Genomic DNA, 14,888 nt, shown 5'->3' with positions numbered 1-14,888 from the left:
CGACCCGCGAGACCCACTGCCAAATCCCCGCCCCCTGCGGCCCGACAGCGTCCGGGCGACTGCCCGCGGAGCTGCGCAAGGTGACCTGCTCGGGCGCCCGCCATCCGGGAGCGGGGACACCTGAATGCCCGGGCTGGTAAGTCGTGCCGTGCGGGTACGTCGTGCCGTGCGGGTACGTCGTGCTGGGCCGGGGCGGAGCCGTTGGTGGTTCAGGTCGGTACGGGGGGCCAGGTCGTCGGCGCCTCCCGGCGCGGTCGGGCCGTCCGCACCGGGCAGGAGGCCTTAGGGCGCTTCTGACGGATCTCCGCGGCGTCGCGGCGTCTGGCACGCACGCTCGCAGCGTTGCCGAAATGTCCCCATAGCTCCGCTATGAAGACATCCCGGCGCCTTGCGATCGCACGCACCAGACGCCGCTCCTTCCTCCGCGGAGATCCGTCAGAAGCGCCCTAGAAGCCGCCGTCGCCGCCGAAGCCGCCACCGCCGTCGAAGCCTCCGCCGTCACCGAAGCCGCCGCCGAAGTCGTCGGAGCTGAAGTCGGAACCGGAGTAGTCGCCGCCCTCGGCGCCGGCGGGCCCGCCGAAGTCCGCGCCGTAGGCGGGCGACGACATCATCACGTTGCCGAGCAGCGTGCCGACCAGGAGGCCGGGCAGCAGGCCGCCGCCGAAGTAGCCGCCGGCCCAGGGGCCGTAGGCCGGGCCGGCCTCCCAGTAGGGGCGGTCTCCGCGCTCGGTGCGGACCGTCCGGGCCAGCGGCTCGCGGCCGTCGTCCAGCCGGCTCTTGTCCGCGGCGCAGACCGGTACGGTGCGCTCCGCGCCGGCGGCCGGCGCCCAGGCGACATCGACGACGGACGGGCCGTGCCGCGGGTCGAAGAAGCACGGCGGCCGGCGCTCGGGCAGCGGCTTGCCCGCGCGGCGCGCGGCGAGCGTGGCCAGCGAGAACCGGCCGTCCTCCAGCGCCTGGGTCACGCCCCGCACATCGCCGGGGTGCTCGGCCGCCGCCATCGCCGACTTGGCCGACTCGTACGCGTCCAGCGCATGGCTGTAGTCCGCGCGCATCGCGTCGTCGGCGCCGGGCTCACCGGGGTGGAAGTCCAGCCGGTCCAACTCCTCGCCGAAGGCGGTGATGTCCTCGTCGACGACGACCCGCAGGTCCTCCAGCGCGGCCCGCTCCACCTCGGCCCGCCGCCTGCGGTTGCGGCGGGCGATGGCGTACGCGCCGCCGCCACCGACGGCCACCAGGACACCGAGGCCGATCGCCGTACCGGCGTCGAAACCGCCGGCCCCTCCGGTGTCGCCCCATGAGCTGGGGGCGTGGCCCCGCGCCGACTGGTCCGCGGTGTCGACGAAACTGTTCAGCCGCTCGGCGACGGTGTAGTCGGAGCGCTTGACCGAGCCGACGAGGTTCTTGACGGAGTCGCGTGACATCACGCGCGGGTCGGCGCCGGCGTTGAAGCCGTCGCCCAGTTCGACGGCGTAGACACCGCTGATGCCGACCTTGGTCCGCAGGTCCGCCAGCAGCGTGCCGGGCTGGTACTCGGCGGCTCTCGGCAGAACCGCGACGAAGATCGGCTTGTCCGCGTCCTTGATCTTCTTGGCCAGTGCATCCGCCTGACCTGCGGAGAGCTGGTCCGCGGCGCGCGGATCGACATAGACCGGGCCCTTCTTCAGGGCCGCCGCGGCCTCGTCGAGCCCGCCCGCGGCATGGGCGCCGGGCGCCAACAGCGCGGCCACCGCCACCAGCGCGGCCACCAGGAGGAGAACCGGTCCGATCAGCGCACGTCGAGTTGCGGTGTCCATGGGTTCGACGCTACCCGAACGGCACTTTCCAGACATCACCGGACGGATGATCGATCCGGTCCGGCCGCGGGATTGTCTCGTGCCCCGGGGGGTCTGTCGCGCCGGGAATGGCCATCCAGGTGGTCGCTCAGCGCGTCGTTTTTGGCCATCGACGTGCCGGGGATGCTCCGGCTCGTCCCTCCCCCGAGGAAACGAGAAGACGATGTCCAGGGCCGCTTGGGTAGCCACGAATCTGGCCGTCGCCGTCGCCGCCACCGCCGTCGGCTGCATGCTGGTGATCACGCTGGCGCCGGAGCGCGCCGGGCCGGACCGGCCGTCGCCCGCCGGTGCCCTGGCCGTCGTGACCGGGCACGGCGGCTCGGCCGGGCGGGCCGCCACCTCCGCGCTCGGCGCCGATGCCGTGCCGTCCGGCGCAGGCCGTCCGACCGCCCCCGTGACGGGGCGGATCGAGGTGACCGCGCCGCAGGGCGGTGTCGACTTCAAGCCGAACGGCAGCTTCGCCGTGGCCTGGAAGAACACCACGGGCGAGCAGGTGGACGTCTGGCTGCGCACGGATACCGGGCACGGCCGCTCGCAGCGGCTGGGGCTGGTCGCCACCCATGCGGGCACCAGGCCGGCCGGCGAGGTGCTCGTGACGCTGCCGCGGGTGTCGCCGGGCCCCCGCTACTTCCTGGAGGTGGCCACCACCGGTGACGGCGAGGTCCGCGGCCTGAGCAGGACCTTCGCCGTCACCGGCTGACCGGCCGGGTCCTCAGGGCGCGTCGAGACCGACCAGCTGCGCCAGGGCCTGCCGGTGCCGTCCCGGCGACCCCAGGGCGAGCTCGTCGCTCTTGGCCCGCTTGAGGAACAGATGGGCCGGGTGCTCCCAGGTCATCCCGATGCCGCCGTGCAGCTGGACGCACTCCTCGGCGGCGCGTACCGCCACCGGCGCGCAGTACGCCTGGGCGACCGCCACGGCCACGGCGGCGTCGGGGCTGTCGGTGGCCAGCGCGTCGGCGGCGTTGCGGGCGGCGGCGCGGGCCGAGGCGACCTCCAGCCACAGCGCGGCCATCCGGTGCTTGAGCGCCTGGAACGAGCCGACGGGGCGGGCGAACTGGGTGCGCTCGGCGGTGTAGCGCACCGTTTCGGTCAGGCACCATTCGGCGACGCCGAGCTGTTCGGAGGCGAGCAGCCCGGCCCCGGTGAGCAGGGCACGCTCGACGGCGGCGCGGGCACGGTCGCCGGTGGTCAGCAGGGTGCCGCGGGCGCCGTCGAAGGCGAGGTGCCCCAGGGGGCGGGTGAGGTCGAGCGAGGTGACGGCCTCGGTGCGCACGCCCTCGGCCGTGACGTCGACCGCGTACAGCGCCGGGCCGTCGGTCCCCTGGGCCCAGACGAGCAGCAGGTCGGCGGCCGCGGCGTCGGCGACCGAGGTCGCCCGGCCGGTGAGGACACCGCCGGCATCGGCCCGTACGGCCGGTTCCGGCAGCCCTCCGGGGGCGGTGGGCAGCGGGAGGGCGAGCACGCCGACGGTGCGCCCCTCGGCGAGCGCGGCGAGCGGCGCGGCGACCTCCGGCCGGTCGCACGGGCAGCCGAGCAGGGCCGTCACCGCGACGACCGCGCTGGTCAGATACGGCACGGCCGCGACGGAGCGGCCCAGTTCCTCCAGCACGACGGCGGCCTCGCGGGCGCTCGCGCCGGCCCCGCCGAGCTTCTCGGGGACCAGCAGCCCGGCGGTACCGATCTCCGTGGCGAGCGCGCGCCACAGTGCGATGGGGGCACCTCCCGGTCGAGCGGAGCCGAGAGTGGGGGAGTAGGCGCCCTCCGCCTCCAGGCTGGCGAGTACGGTGGCCGGATCGCTGCGGTCGGCGAGCAGCGAGCGTACGGCGGCGCGCAGCGCGTCCTCGTCCTGGGAGTACAGGAGGTCGGGGTCCGGGCCCACTGGCGCGGTGGTCTGCGGGTCGGTCATCGGGGGAGGTCCTTCCACGCGACGTCCTTGTCGGTGCGCGGCTCGGGCGGCAGCCCCAGTACGCGTTCGGCGACGATGTTGAGCAGCACTTCGGAGGTGCCTCCTTCGATGGAGTTCCCCTTGGCGCGCAGATAGCGGTAGCCGGCCTCGCGTCCGGTGAAGTCGACGCCGTCGGGGCGGCGCATCGTCCAGTCGTCGTAGGTCAGTCCGTCCTCGGCGAGGAACTCCACCTCCCAGCCGCTGATCTCCTGGGCGAGGCGGGCGAAGGCCAGTTTCATGCCGCTGCCCTCGGGCCCGGGCTGCCCCTGGGTGAGCTGCTGGCGCAGCCGCTCGCCGGTCAGCCGGGCGACCTCGGCCTCCACCCACAGCTTCAGCAGCCGCTGGTGCAGATCGTGGGTGCGCAGTTCGGGCCGGGCGCGCCAGTCGGCGGCGGCGACGCCGATCATGCCGCCCTCGCGGGGTGTGCGGACGCCGCCGATGGCGACCCGCTCGTTCATCAGGGTGGTCTGGGCGACCTGCCAGCCCTCCCCGACCGCACCGAGGCGGTGGGCGTCGGGGATCTTGACGCCGGTGAGGAAGACCTCGTTGAACTCGGCCTCGCCGGTGATCTGCCGCAGCGGGCGCACCTCGACACCGGGGGCGGTCATGTCGCAGACGAAGTAGCTGATGCCCCGGTGCTTGGGCACGTCGGGGTCGGTGCGGGCGATCAGGATCGCCCAGCGGGCCAGGTGTGCGCTGGACGTCCACACCTTCTGCCCGTCGACGATCCAGTCTCCGCCGTCGTCCCGGACCGCGCGGGTCGCCAGCGCCGCCAGGTCGGAGCCGGCACCGGGTTCGCTGAACAGCTGGCACCACACCTCCTCACCGGTCCACAGGGGCCGCAGGAAACGCTGCTTCTGCTCGTCGGTGCCGAACCGCAGGATGGTGGGCGCGGCCATGCCCAGGCCGATGCCGATCCGGCCCGGGTCGTTGCCGGGGGCGCCGGCCGCCTCCAGCTCGGCGTCGACGACCGCCTGGAGGGATCGCGGCGCGTCGAGTCCGCCGAGTCCCTCGGGGAAGTGGACCCAGGCGAGTCCCGCGTCGAAGCGGGCGCGCAGGAACTCCAGGCGGTCGGTCGTGGCGGGCGGGTGGGCGGCGAGCAGCTCGGCGGTGCGCCGGCGCAGGTCGGTGGCGTCGGTCATCGGGCCTCCCCCGCTCCGGGGACCACCACGAGCCGGCCGACGGAGGTGCCGTCGGCGACCTGCTGTACGGCGTCGGCGGCCGACTCCAGCGGTACCCGCCCGCCGATCAGCGGCTTGACCACGCCCTGCGCGGCGAGCTTGGTCAGCTCCTCGTGGCAGGCGTCGACGGCCGCCGGGTCCTTGGTGTTGTACAGGCCCCAATGCAGGCCCAGGATCGCGTAGTTCTTCACCAGCGCGTGGTTGAGGGCGGGGGTGGGGACGGCGCCGCCCGCGAAGCCGACGACGATGATGCGGCCCTCGAAGGCGATGCACTTGACGGACTTGGCGTACGCGTCGCCGCCCACGGGGTCGTAGACGACGTCGGCGCCCCGGCCGTCGGTGGCGTCCTTGACCGCGGCCACGATGTCGTCCGTGCGCCGGTCCAGGACGAGGTCGCAGCCCAGTTCGCGGGCGATGCGGGCCTTGTCCGCGCCGCCGGCCACCCCGATCACCCGTGCGCCCGCGGCCTTGCCGAGCTGGACGGCGGCGCTGCCGACGCCGCCGGCCGCGGCGTGCACCAGCAGCGTCTCGCCGGCCTGCAGCCGGGCCCGGCGGTGCAGTCCGAACCAGCCGGTCTGGTAGCCGACGTGCAGTGCCGCGGCCTCCGCGTCGTCCAGTGCCTCCGGGGCCGGGCGGACGGTCGCCGCGTCAACGACCGCGAGCTCGGCGAAGCCTCCGTCGGGCAGCGGCGGCTGGGCCAGCACCCGGCTGCCGACCTCGCCGGCCGCGCCCTCGCCCACGGCGAGCACCTCGCCGCAGATCTCCACGCCCGGCGTGAAGGGCAGCGGCGGCCGCACCTGGTACTGGCCCCGGCACAGCAGCGCGTCGGGGAAGTTGACGTTGGCGGCCCGCACCCGCAGCAGCAGCTGCCCCGGGCCCGGCTCCGGGTCCGGCACCTCCTCCAGCCGCATCACTTCACGCGGCTCGCCGTTCGCGTGTACGCGCCATGCCTTCACCTGGTGCCTCCACAGACCTTGGATACGCGGGTGGGGCGGAGGGCGCAGCGGCCCCTCGCCAGCGACATACTAAGCGGTCGGTATCGGCTAGGGAACCGTCGCCGGCGACTCCGCGCCACATCCCGGCGCCCGCCCCGCCGCCCGGCCCCGGCCACCCCGGGAACCTGGTACTGACAGGGTCAGGCACCACCCGGCCCGATGGCCGAGACTGGCCGGTATGGACTCACCCGCCACGGACACCCCCGCCGAATTGGGGAACTTTCTGCGCTCCCGCCGCGCCCGGCTCCAGCCGGAGGACGTCGGACTGGTCTCCTACGGGGCGCGCCGCCGGGTCCCCGGCCTGCGCCGCGAGGAGCTGGCGCAGCTGGCCGGCGTCAGCATCGCGTACTACACCCGCCTCGAACAGGGCCAGAGCCACAACGCGTCCGAAGGGGTGCTCGACGCGCTGGCCCGCGCGCTGCGGCTGACCGCCGACGAGCGGGCCCATCTGTACGTGCTGGCCCGCCCCACCCGGGCGCGCCGCCGCCCCGCGGTCCGCCACGACCGGGTCCGCCCCGGCGTGCGGCAGCTGCTCGGCGCCCTGGCGGACGTACCGGCCGTCGCGCTGGGACCGCGCTTCGAGATCCTGGCCTGGAACCGCCTCGGGCACGCCCTGGTCGCCGGGCACCTCGACTTCGACAGCCCCGACCGCCCGCTGGACCGGCCCAACGCCCAGCGGCTGCTCTTCCTCGACCCGCACACCAGGGAGCTCTACCGGGACCGCGACGAGGAGATCCGGCGGGCCGTCTCGGCGCTGCGGGTGGCCGCGGGCGAATACCCCGACGACCCCCGGCTCGCCGAGCTGATCGGCGAGTTGTCGATGAAGTCCACCGAGTTCAGCGGCCTGTGGTCCCGGCACGCCGTCAGCAACTGCACCTTCGGCACCAAGCGGTTCCACCATCCGCTGGTGGGCGATATGGAGCTGGACTTCGAGATGATGCGGACGCCGGACGGTTCCGGGCAGGGCGTGCTGATGTACACCGCGGCGGAGGGCTCGCCGTCCGAGGCGGCGCTGCGGCTACTCGTGGCGGAGCGCGCTCCAGAACTCCGGGTCCTCGAACCCGAGCGCCCATAGGCCGGTGCCCCGCACCCCGTACTTCCTGAGCAGCGGCAGCTGGGCCCGGACACCGCGCGCGTCCTGGTACCACACCTCGTGCTCCTCGTCGTCCCTGTAGTAGCGGAAGTACGGGGTGCCGGACTGCTCGTCGAAGCGGTACTCGGCGTCCGTCCGCTCACGCAGCGCCTCGGCCTGCTTCCAGGTCAGATGGGCCGCATGGCCCTTGACGCCGGTGACCCAGTCCCAGCCGTAGCCGGGGAAGGCCACCTCGACCTTGTGCCGCGGGATGGTGGCGGTGGCGTAGCGCAGAAACTCCTCGTACCAGTCCCGGGAGGAGAGCGGGCCCGCCTCGCCGCCCGACCAGTGCAGGTCGTACCCCATGATCCGGACCCGGTCGGCGTACCTGCCGAGCCACTCGTAGTCGAACGCCGTGCCGCTCCCGCGGACCCGGGCCAGCACCGTGACCACACACTGCTTGCCGAGGTCGTGCAGCCGCGCGCACAACTGCCGGACGAGCGCGTTGTATCCGGTCCGCACCCGCTCGCGGGCCTCCTTGTCGCCGGTGACCGCCATCGACTCGTAGTCCAGGTCGATCCCGTCGTACGCACGGCTCTCCACCACGTCCAGCAGCCGGTCGACGTGCGCCCCGCGCCGCTCGGGATCGTGCATCAGATCGCCCATCTCCTCGGCACCGAGGGTCTCGGTCACCGTGGGCACGACAGCGATCCCGGCGTCGTGCAGCCCGTCGATGATGCCGCGCCGCCCGGCGCCGGGGTGTCCGGTGATGGTGGTGTCGGAAGAGGCCTGGTACCAAAAGGGGCTGACGGTGTGCAGCTGGGAGGCGTGTCGCAGCGCGTCGCGGTAGGCGGCGTCGATGTTGCCCCAATAGGGCAGCCAGGCCGAGGCGGTGCGCCCGCGATCCCGTTGCCCCTCCGGCGCCTGCGCCGCCTCGGCGGCCGGGGCGAGCGGTCCGGCGAGCACCGCCACGGCCAGCAGAACGGAGAGTCCGGTGCGCGACCGGGATCCTGAGGGTTGGTCCATGCTCAAAGCGTCACCCGGCAGCGTTCATGACGCATCGTCAGTTCCACCGAACGGGGCGGCGGGTGGTCCGCGGCGAGATCGCCGGCCCCGGCGCGCCGGGCGTGGCGCCGGTCAGCCGCCGGACACCCCCTGGGACAGGGTGACCGCGATCCGGCCGGAGGCGATCGCCGCCGCGAGGGAGAGGCGGTCGTAGGCGATGTCGGCGCAGGTGGCGGTGTCCATCCGCAGCCGGGCGTCGGGGCGCTCGGCGGGTCCGTCGGCGTAACCGGGGCCGCCGTCGGCCGCGAGGAGGACATGGAACTCCCCCTCGTCGAGGGCGATGTCGATGACCTGGACGCCGTCGGTGAAGTGGTCGGCGAGCCGCGCGAGGAGCGGCACCGCGAACCAGTGGGCCCGCACCGCGTCCGTGGGGCGCCGCTCGTCGAGTGCGGGGGCGCCCCAGTCGGCGAGGGCGCTGAGCGCGGGCAGCAGCGCGCGGCCGCGGGCGGTGAGCTCGTAGACGTAGGCGGCTCCGGGCGGGGCGAGCCGGCGGCGGGTGACCAGGCCGTCGCGCTCCATGTCCTTGAGCCGGGAGGCGAGCATGTCCGTGCTGACGCCGGGCAGGTCGGCGTGCAGATCGGTGTAGCGCCGGGAGCCGCCCAGGAGTTCCCGGACGATCAGGAGCGTCCAGCGGTCGCCGACGGCGTCCAGGGCTCGGGCGACGGCGCAGTACTGGTCATAGCTTCGGCGCGGCATGGCACCAGCATAGACAGAAGTTGGACTTTCCAAGTCGCTACTTGGTAAAACCAAGTACGGTGTGACGAATGCTGCCGCGCCGCGCGGTGAGCGAGGGACCGGGAGGCCACCGCATGCAGTTCAAGCAGTCCAGCAAAATGGCCGACGTCTGCTACGAGATCCGCGGACCGGTGATCGAGCACGCCGACGCGCTGGAGGAGGCCGGCCACAGCGTGCTGCGGCTGAACACCGGCAATCCGGCGCTGTTCGGCTTCGAGTGCCCCGAGGAGATCCTGCAGGACATGATGCGCAATCTGTCCCGCGCGCACGGCTACACCGACTCCCGTGGCATCCTCTCGGCCCGCCGCGCGGTGGCCCAGCGCTACCAGCAGGCCGGGCTGCCGGACGTCGGCGTCGACGACGTCTACCTCGGCAACGGCGTCTCCGAGCTCGTCTCGCTGGCCGTACAGGCGCTGCTCGACGACGGCGACGAGGTCCTCATCCCGGCCCCCGACTACCCCCTGTGGACGGCGGTCACCACTCTCGCCGGCGGCAAGGCCGTGCACTACCTCTGCGACGAGTCCGCCGACTGGCTGCCGGACCTCGACGACCTCGCCTCGAAGATCACCGACCGGACCCGGGCGCTGGTGATCATCAACCCCAACAACCCGACCGGCGCGGTCTATCCGCGCGAGCTGCTGGAGGGCATGCTCGACCTCGCCCGACGCCACCAGCTGATGGTCTTCGCCGACGAGGTCTACGACCGGATCGTCTACGACGACGCGGTGCACCACCACGCCGCGGTGCTCGCCCCCGACCTGGTGTGTCTGACCTTCTGCGGGCTGTCGAAGTCCTACCGCGTGGCCGGCTTCCGCTCCGGCTGGCTGGTCGTCACCGGCCCCAAGGAGCACGCCGCCGACTATCTGGAGGGCCTGGGCACCCTCGCCTCCATGCGGCTGTGCCCGAACGCGCCCGCGCAGTACGCCATTCAGGCGGCCCTCGGCGGCCGGCAGAGCATCCAGGACCTGGTCCTGCCGGGCGGGCGGCTGCACGAGCAGCGCGATGTGGCCTGGGAGCGGCTCAACGAGATCCCGGGCGTCTCCTGCGTCAGGCCCAAGGGCGCGCTCTACGCCTTCCCCCGTCTCGACCCCGCCGTACACAAGATCCACGACGACGAGAAGTTCGTCCTGGACCTACTGCTGCGGGAGAAGATCCAGGTCGTCCAGGGCACCGGCTTCAACTGGCCGCGCCCGGACCACTTCCGCATCCTCACCCTCCCGCACGCCGACGACCTCGACGCGGCGATCAGCCGGATCGGCCGCTTCCTGGCGGGCTATCGCCAGTGACGCCGGGGCGCCCCGGCGCCCGCGCCCCACCCCCCTTTCCCGCCACTCCCCCTCTCCCCTCCCACCTCACCCGACCTCACCCGAACGGGCGCACCCCCGCCGCTCGCCCACCCGCCGCTCCCCGGTGCGCGCCGGGGTCCCGTCCACAGGCGGGAAGGCCTTCCGGGCGGCGCGGGGGCGCCGCGACACCGCGGGGAAGCCCCCCACCCCAAAGGGCGCGCTCTCCCGGCGGCGGGCCGTCCGGGCGCTCCGCCGCGCGAACGCGCCCTTGAGCGGATCGCCCGCAGCAGATTAGGTGGAGGGCGGCATTCCTGCCGCGACCCCACAAGGGAGGGGAATTCCATGCCGGTACGGCCCGCAGAATCGGAAGCGGAACTCGAGGCTCACCTGCACGGCATATGCTTCAAGACCGGTCCACCGCGCCGTATCGGCGTCGAGATCGAGTGGCTGGTCCACGACGCGCGCAACCCCCGATGTCCGGTCGAACCGGACCGGCTGCGCCACGCGGCCGGCGCACTGCGCGCCCTGCCCCTCACCTCGCTCCTGACCTTCGAACCCGGCGGCCAGCTGGAGCTCAGCTCGCTGCCCGCCACCTCCCTGACCGAGTGCATCGAGGCCGTCACGGCCGATCTCGCGCTGGTCCGCCCCGCCATGCTGGCGATGGGCCTGGGAATGGCCGGCCACGGCCACAATCCATGGCACCCCCCGCGCCGGGTACTGACCGAACCGCGCTACAACGCCATGGAGGCGTACTTCGACCGCTGGGGCTCCGCCGGGCGGGCCATGATGTGCGCCACCGCGTCCGTGCAGGTCTGCGTGGACGCGGGACACGAGGAGCCGGGGCCGTTCGGACTCGGCCGGCGGTGGCAGCTGGCCCATCTGCTCGGCGCGGTGCTGACCGCGGCGTTCGCCAACTCGCCGACCAGCGAGGGCTGCCCCACGGGCTACCGCACCACCCGCCAGGTCGTCTGGTCCCAGCTCGACCCGGGCCGTACGCTCGCCCCGCCCCAGGGGCCGGATCCCCGCACCGCCTGGGCCCGCTACGTCCTGGACGCGCCGGTGATGTGCATCCGCAACGAGGACGGCCCCTGGGACGCGCCGGAGGGGCTCACCTTCCGCGAGTGGGTCCGTACCGGCGTCCCCAGACCACCGACCCGGGAGGATCTGGACTACCACGTCACCACGCTCTTCCCGCCCGTGCGGCCGCGCGGCCATCTGGAGCTGCGCATGATCGACGCGCAGTCCGGCGACGGCGGATGGATCGTGCCGCTGGCCGTGACCGCCGCCCTGTTCGACGACGCGGAGGCCACGGAGCGCGCCTACCGCGCCGTCAAACCCCTCGCCGACACGGCCGGTTCCCGTCCCGCGCCGCGCAATCCGCTGTGGCGGCGCGCGGCCCGCGGAGCGCTGACCGACCCGGAGCTGCACTCCGCGGCGGTGGCCTGCTTCGCCGCCGCGCAGGAGGCCCTGCCACGGCTCGGCGCCTCCCTGGAGGTGCGCACCGCGGTCGCGGAGTTCACCGACCGCTATGTGGCGCGCGGACGCTGTCCCGCGGACGACCATCTCGACGCCCTGTACGCCGCGGAGGGCGCTCTCCTCCTTGGGAAGGACGGCCAGTGACCCACGACCCCGAACTCCTTCGCGAACGGGCGGCCTCGGCACTGCGCACCGCCCGCGACCGCACCCGCCTGCTGACCACCTGCGTCGAGCACCCCGATCTCGTCGCACAGCACTCCCCGCTGATGTCCCCACTGGTGTGGGACCTGGCGCACATAGGCAACCAGGAGGAGCAGTGGCTGCTGCGCACCGTCGGTGGCCGCGACGCCCTGCGGCCGGACATCGACTCCGTCTACGACGCCTTCGAGCATCCCCGCGCCGAGCGCCCCGCACTGCCGCTGCTGGCACCGGACGAGGCGCACCGCTACGTGGCCGAGGTCCGCGGCCGAGTGCTGGACATCCTGGAGACCGCCCCGCTGCACGGCGGTCCGCTGCTGGACGCGGGCTTCGCCTTCGGCATGATCGCCCAGCATGAGCAGCAGCACGACGAGACCATGCTCATCACGCATCAGCTGCGTGCGGGTCCCCCGGTGCTGAGCGAGGCGGAGCCGTTTCCGGTTGCTGTCGACGAAACGCTGGTCGACGAAGTCCTGGTGCCCGGCGGGCCGTTCGCCATGGGGACGTCCACCGAGCCCTGGGCACTGGACAACGAGCGGCCCGCGCACCACCGGCTGGTGCCGCCCTTCCTGATCGACACCACACCGGTCAGCAACGGTTCCTACCAGCGGTTCATCGAGGACGGGGGCTACCGCGAGCCGCGCTGGTGGGCCGCGGCGGGCTGGGCGCAGGTGCAGGAGAACAAGCTGCGCGCACCGCTGTTCTGGAAGCGTGACGGCGGCCAGTGGCTGCGCCGGAGATTCGGGGTCACCGAGCCCGTGCCGCCGGACGAGCCGGTGCTGCACGTCAGCTGGTACGAGGCGGACGCCTATGCGCGCTGGGCCGGCCGGCGGCTGCCGACCGAGCCCGAATGGGAGAAGGCCGCCCGGTACGACCCGGAGACCGGCCGGTCGATGCGCTACCCCTGGGGGGACGAGGACCCCACGCCGGCGCACGCCAACCTCGGCCAGCGGCATCTGCGGCCCGCCCCCGTCGGCAGCTACCCGGACGGCCAGTCGCCACTGGGCGTACGGCAGCTGATCGGCGATGTGTGGGAGTGGACGGCGAGCGACTTCCTGCCGTATCCGGGCTTCGCCGCCTTCCCCTACCGCGAGTACTCCGAGGTGTTCTTCGGCGATCAGTACAAGGTGCTGCGCGGCGGGTCGTTCGCCGTCGACCCGGTCGCCTGCCGGGGCACCTTCCGCAACTGGGACCTGCCGGTCCGGCGGCAGATCTTCTCCGGGTTCCGGACCGCCAGGGACGCCGCCCCGGCGGCGGACGCATGAGCCCGGCGACACGGGAGGGCCCGCGCTGATGTGCCGTCATATCGCCTATGTGGGGCCGCCGATACCCTTCGGGCAGATCGTGCTGGACCCGCCGCACGGCCTGTACCGGCAGTCGTGGGCGCCGCGCCGCCAGCGGCACGGCACGGTCAACGCGGACGGGTTCGGCGTCGGCTGGTACGCGCCCGGCGACCCGGTGCCCGCCCGCTACCGCCGGGCCGGGCCGATCTGGGCCGACGAGCAGCTGCCCGACCTGGCGCGGGTGGTGCGCACCGGCGCGCTGCTGGCCGCCGTACGGGACGCCACCACCGCCGGTGCGGACGCCGAGGCGGCGGCCGCGCCGTTCGCCGGCGACCGCCACCTCTTCAGCCACAACGGCGCGGTGACCGGCTGGCCGGACTCCCTCGCCCCGCTGGCGGCCGAGCTGCCGCCGACCGAGCTGCTGCGGTTGCAGGCCCGCTGCGACGCGGCGTTCGTGTGGGCCCTGGTGCAGCACCGACTGGCCCGCGGTGACGAACTGGGCGAGGCGCTGGCCGACACCGTCACGGCCGTCGCCGCGGCCGCGCCCGCCTCCCGGCTCAATCTGCTGCTGACCGACGGCACCTCCATCGCCGCCACGACCTGGGGCGACACCCTGTTCCACCTGGCGATTCCCGGCGGCGGCCGGGTCGTCGCCGCCGAACCGTACGACGATTCCCCCCACTGGACCGAGGTCCCCGACCGCACCCTGCTGCGCGCCACCCGCACCGGAGTCCACCTCGCCCCGCTCAAGGAGCCCACCACGTGAGCACGCTCAGCATCACCCGCACCCTCCCTGCCGACGCCACCGCGGCCGCGCTGCGCGCCGACGTCGCCCAGGGCCTGTCCGACACCCCCAAGCAGCTGCCGCCCAAGTGGTTCTACGACGCCCGCGGCAGTGAGCTGTTCGAAGAGATCACCAGGCTGCCCGACTACTACCCGACCCGCGCCGAGCGGGAGATCCTGCTCACCCGCGCCGACCACATCGCCGCGGCCACCAACGCCCGCACCCTGGTCGAGCTGGGCTCCGGCTCCTCCGACAAGACCCGCCATCTGATCGGCGCGCTGACCGGGCTGCACACCTACCTCCCCATCGACGTCAGCGAGTCCGCGCTGGCCGCGGCGGGCGAGGCGCTGCTGGCCGAGCACCCCGGCCTGACCGTGCACGCCCTGGTCGCCGACTTCCAGCAGGGCGTCGAACTCCCGGACACGCCCGCTCCGCGGCTGCTCGCCTTCCTCGGCGGCACCATCGGCAACCTGCTCCCCGAGGAGCGCGCCGCGTTCCTGCGCTCCGTCCACGCCATGCTGTCCCCGGGCGACGCCCTGCTGCTCGGTACCGACCTGGTCAAGGACGAGGCCACACTGGTCGCCGCGTACGACGATCCGCAGGGCGTGACGGCCGACTTCAACAAGAACGTCCTCCAGGTCATCAACCGCGAGCTGGACGGCGACTTCGAGCCGGCGGACTTCGACCATGTCGCGCTGTGGAACGCCGAGCAGGAGTGGATCGAGATGCGGCTGCGGGCCCGCAAGGAGCTGACCGTGAAGATCCCCGGAGTGGATCTCGCGGTGACCTTCGCGGCCGGCGAGGACGTCCGCACCGAAATCTCGGCGAAGTTCCGCCAGGACGGCGTACGGGCCGAACTGGCCGCGGCCGGGCTGGAGTTGACCAACTGGTGGACCGACAGCGCGGACCGCTTCGCGCTGTCACTGTCCTTCCGCGCCTGACCGATCGTCGATTCCCGGCCGGTGTGCCCTCGGGCGCGCCGGCCGGGTCCCCTGTTCGGCGCCGGTGTGGTTCGATGCCCCGATCACACGTT

At 73.6% G+C, this 14,888-nt stretch carries 13 protein-coding genes; 7 read left to right on the top strand and 6 right to left on the bottom strand.

The features are described from left to right. Positions 1-446: 446 nt before the first annotated feature. On the bottom strand, positions 447-1,796 hold the full coding sequence (locus tag ACZ5XZ_RS15325; protein ID WP_468977984.1) for a hypothetical protein: 1,350 nt from the start codon (positions 1,794-1,796) through the stop codon (positions 447-449). Positions 1,797-1,998: 202 nt separating this feature from the next. Between ACZ5XZ_RS15325 and ACZ5XZ_RS15320 the strand changes: the two genes are divergently transcribed. Continuing rightward, positions 1,999-2,535 carry a hypothetical protein gene (locus ACZ5XZ_RS15320; RefSeq protein ID WP_468977983.1) on the top strand — a complete coding sequence of 179 codons (537 nt, stop codon included), beginning with the start codon at positions 1,999-2,001 and terminating at the stop codon, positions 2,533-2,535. 12 nt (positions 2,536-2,547) lie between these two features. On the opposite strand, the gene ACZ5XZ_RS15315 is transcribed toward ACZ5XZ_RS15320, so the two are convergent. The 3 genes from ACZ5XZ_RS15315 to ACZ5XZ_RS15305 are packed head-to-tail and all read right to left on the bottom strand — an operon-like array spanning position 2,548 to position 5,917. Beyond that, positions 2,548-3,741: an acyl-CoA dehydrogenase family protein gene (locus ACZ5XZ_RS15315; protein ID WP_468977982.1), complete on the bottom strand. Its 1,194-nt coding sequence runs from the start codon at positions 3,739-3,741 to the stop codon at positions 2,548-2,550. Further along, a complete protein-coding gene (locus tag ACZ5XZ_RS15310; RefSeq protein ID WP_468977980.1) occupies positions 3,738-4,922 on the bottom strand; it encodes an acyl-CoA dehydrogenase family protein in 1,185 nt (394 codons plus the stop codon). Before ACZ5XZ_RS15310 ends, ACZ5XZ_RS15315 begins: the two co-directional genes overlap by 4 nt. After that, positions 4,919-5,917: an NADPH:quinone oxidoreductase family protein gene (locus ACZ5XZ_RS15305; RefSeq protein ID WP_468977979.1), complete on the bottom strand. Its 999-nt coding sequence runs from the start codon at positions 5,915-5,917 to the stop codon at positions 4,919-4,921. Before ACZ5XZ_RS15305 ends, ACZ5XZ_RS15310 begins: the two co-directional genes overlap by 4 nt. A 217-nt stretch (positions 5,918-6,134) precedes the next feature. Between ACZ5XZ_RS15305 and ACZ5XZ_RS15300 the strand changes: the two genes are divergently transcribed. Beyond that, positions 6,135-7,031, top strand: a complete 897-nt coding sequence (locus ACZ5XZ_RS15300; protein ID WP_468977976.1) for a helix-turn-helix transcriptional regulator — start codon at positions 6,135-6,137, stop codon at positions 7,029-7,031. Here ACZ5XZ_RS15300 and ACZ5XZ_RS15295 read toward each other — a convergent pair. Then, positions 6,975-8,054 (bottom strand): glycosyl hydrolase family 18 protein, encoded by a 1,080-nt coding sequence (locus ACZ5XZ_RS15295; RefSeq protein WP_468977974.1) that lies wholly within the window; start codon positions 8,052-8,054, stop codon positions 6,975-6,977. The two genes, ACZ5XZ_RS15300 and ACZ5XZ_RS15295, sit on opposite strands and share 57 nt — an antisense overlap. Positions 8,055-8,165: 111 nt before the next feature. After that, complete coding sequence (locus ACZ5XZ_RS15290) at positions 8,166-8,789, bottom strand: winged helix-turn-helix transcriptional regulator (protein ID WP_468977971.1); 624 nt, start codon at positions 8,787-8,789, stop codon at positions 8,166-8,168. A gap of 113 nt (positions 8,790-8,902) precedes the next feature. Between ACZ5XZ_RS15290 and ACZ5XZ_RS15285 the strand changes: the two genes are divergently transcribed. The 5 genes from ACZ5XZ_RS15285 to egtD all read left to right on the top strand — a co-directional run bounded on the left by ACZ5XZ_RS15285 (position 8,903) and on the right by egtD (position 14,796). After that, a complete protein-coding gene (locus ACZ5XZ_RS15285) occupies positions 8,903-10,114 on the top strand; it encodes a pyridoxal phosphate-dependent aminotransferase (RefSeq protein WP_468977969.1) in 1,212 nt (403 codons plus the stop codon). Between the two features lie 342 nt (positions 10,115-10,456). Then, positions 10,457-11,734: an ergothioneine biosynthesis glutamate--cysteine ligase EgtA gene (gene egtA / locus ACZ5XZ_RS15280; protein ID WP_468977966.1), complete on the top strand. Its 1,278-nt coding sequence runs from the start codon at positions 10,457-10,459 to the stop codon at positions 11,732-11,734. Further along, positions 11,731-13,053 (top strand): ergothioneine biosynthesis protein EgtB, encoded by a 1,323-nt coding sequence (egtB, locus tag ACZ5XZ_RS15275; RefSeq protein WP_468977964.1) that lies wholly within the window; start codon positions 11,731-11,733, stop codon positions 13,051-13,053. Before egtA ends, egtB begins: the two co-directional genes overlap by 4 nt. A 28-nt stretch (positions 13,054-13,081) precedes the next feature. After that, positions 13,082-13,837: an ergothioneine biosynthesis protein EgtC gene (gene egtC, locus ACZ5XZ_RS15270; RefSeq protein WP_468977961.1), complete on the top strand. Its 756-nt coding sequence runs from the start codon at positions 13,082-13,084 to the stop codon at positions 13,835-13,837. Further along, complete coding sequence (egtD, locus tag ACZ5XZ_RS15265) at positions 13,834-14,796, top strand: L-histidine N(alpha)-methyltransferase (RefSeq protein WP_468977959.1); 963 nt, start codon at positions 13,834-13,836, stop codon at positions 14,794-14,796. The genes egtC and egtD overlap by 4 nt, the downstream gene beginning before the upstream one ends. Positions 14,797-14,888: the final 92 nt, after the last annotated feature.

This window comes from Streptomyces sp. NPDC033270, assembly GCF_055576575.1.
This window is presented reverse-complemented; position numbering and strand designations above follow the sequence as displayed.

Bases quoted from the DNA above. Each gene is read 5' to 3' on its own strand.
- ACZ5XZ_RS15325 (WP_468977984.1), bottom strand. From the start codon at position 1,796: ATGGACACCGCAACTCGACGTGCGCTGATCGGACCGGTTCTCCTCCTG.
- ACZ5XZ_RS15320 (WP_468977983.1), top strand. From the start codon at position 1,999: ATGTCCAGGGCCGCTTGGGTAGCCACGAATCTGGCCGTCGCCGTCGCC.
- ACZ5XZ_RS15315 (WP_468977982.1), bottom strand. From the start codon at position 3,741: ATGACCGACCCGCAGACCACCGCGCCAGTGGGCCCGGACCCCGACCTC.
- ACZ5XZ_RS15310 (WP_468977980.1), bottom strand. From the start codon at position 4,922: ATGACCGACGCCACCGACCTGCGCCGGCGCACCGCCGAGCTGCTCGCC.
- ACZ5XZ_RS15300 (WP_468977976.1), top strand. From the start codon at position 6,135: ATGGACTCACCCGCCACGGACACCCCCGCCGAATTGGGGAACTTTCTG.
- ACZ5XZ_RS15295 (WP_468977974.1), bottom strand. From the start codon at position 8,054: ATGGACCAACCCTCAGGATCCCGGTCGCGCACCGGACTCTCCGTTCTG.
- ACZ5XZ_RS15290 (WP_468977971.1), bottom strand. From the start codon at position 8,789: ATGCCGCGCCGAAGCTATGACCAGTACTGCGCCGTCGCCCGAGCCCTG.
- ACZ5XZ_RS15285 (WP_468977969.1), top strand. From the start codon at position 8,903: ATGCAGTTCAAGCAGTCCAGCAAAATGGCCGACGTCTGCTACGAGATC.
- egtA (WP_468977966.1), top strand. From the start codon at position 10,457: ATGCCGGTACGGCCCGCAGAATCGGAAGCGGAACTCGAGGCTCACCTG.
- egtC (WP_468977961.1), top strand. From the start codon at position 13,082: ATGTGCCGTCATATCGCCTATGTGGGGCCGCCGATACCCTTCGGGCAG.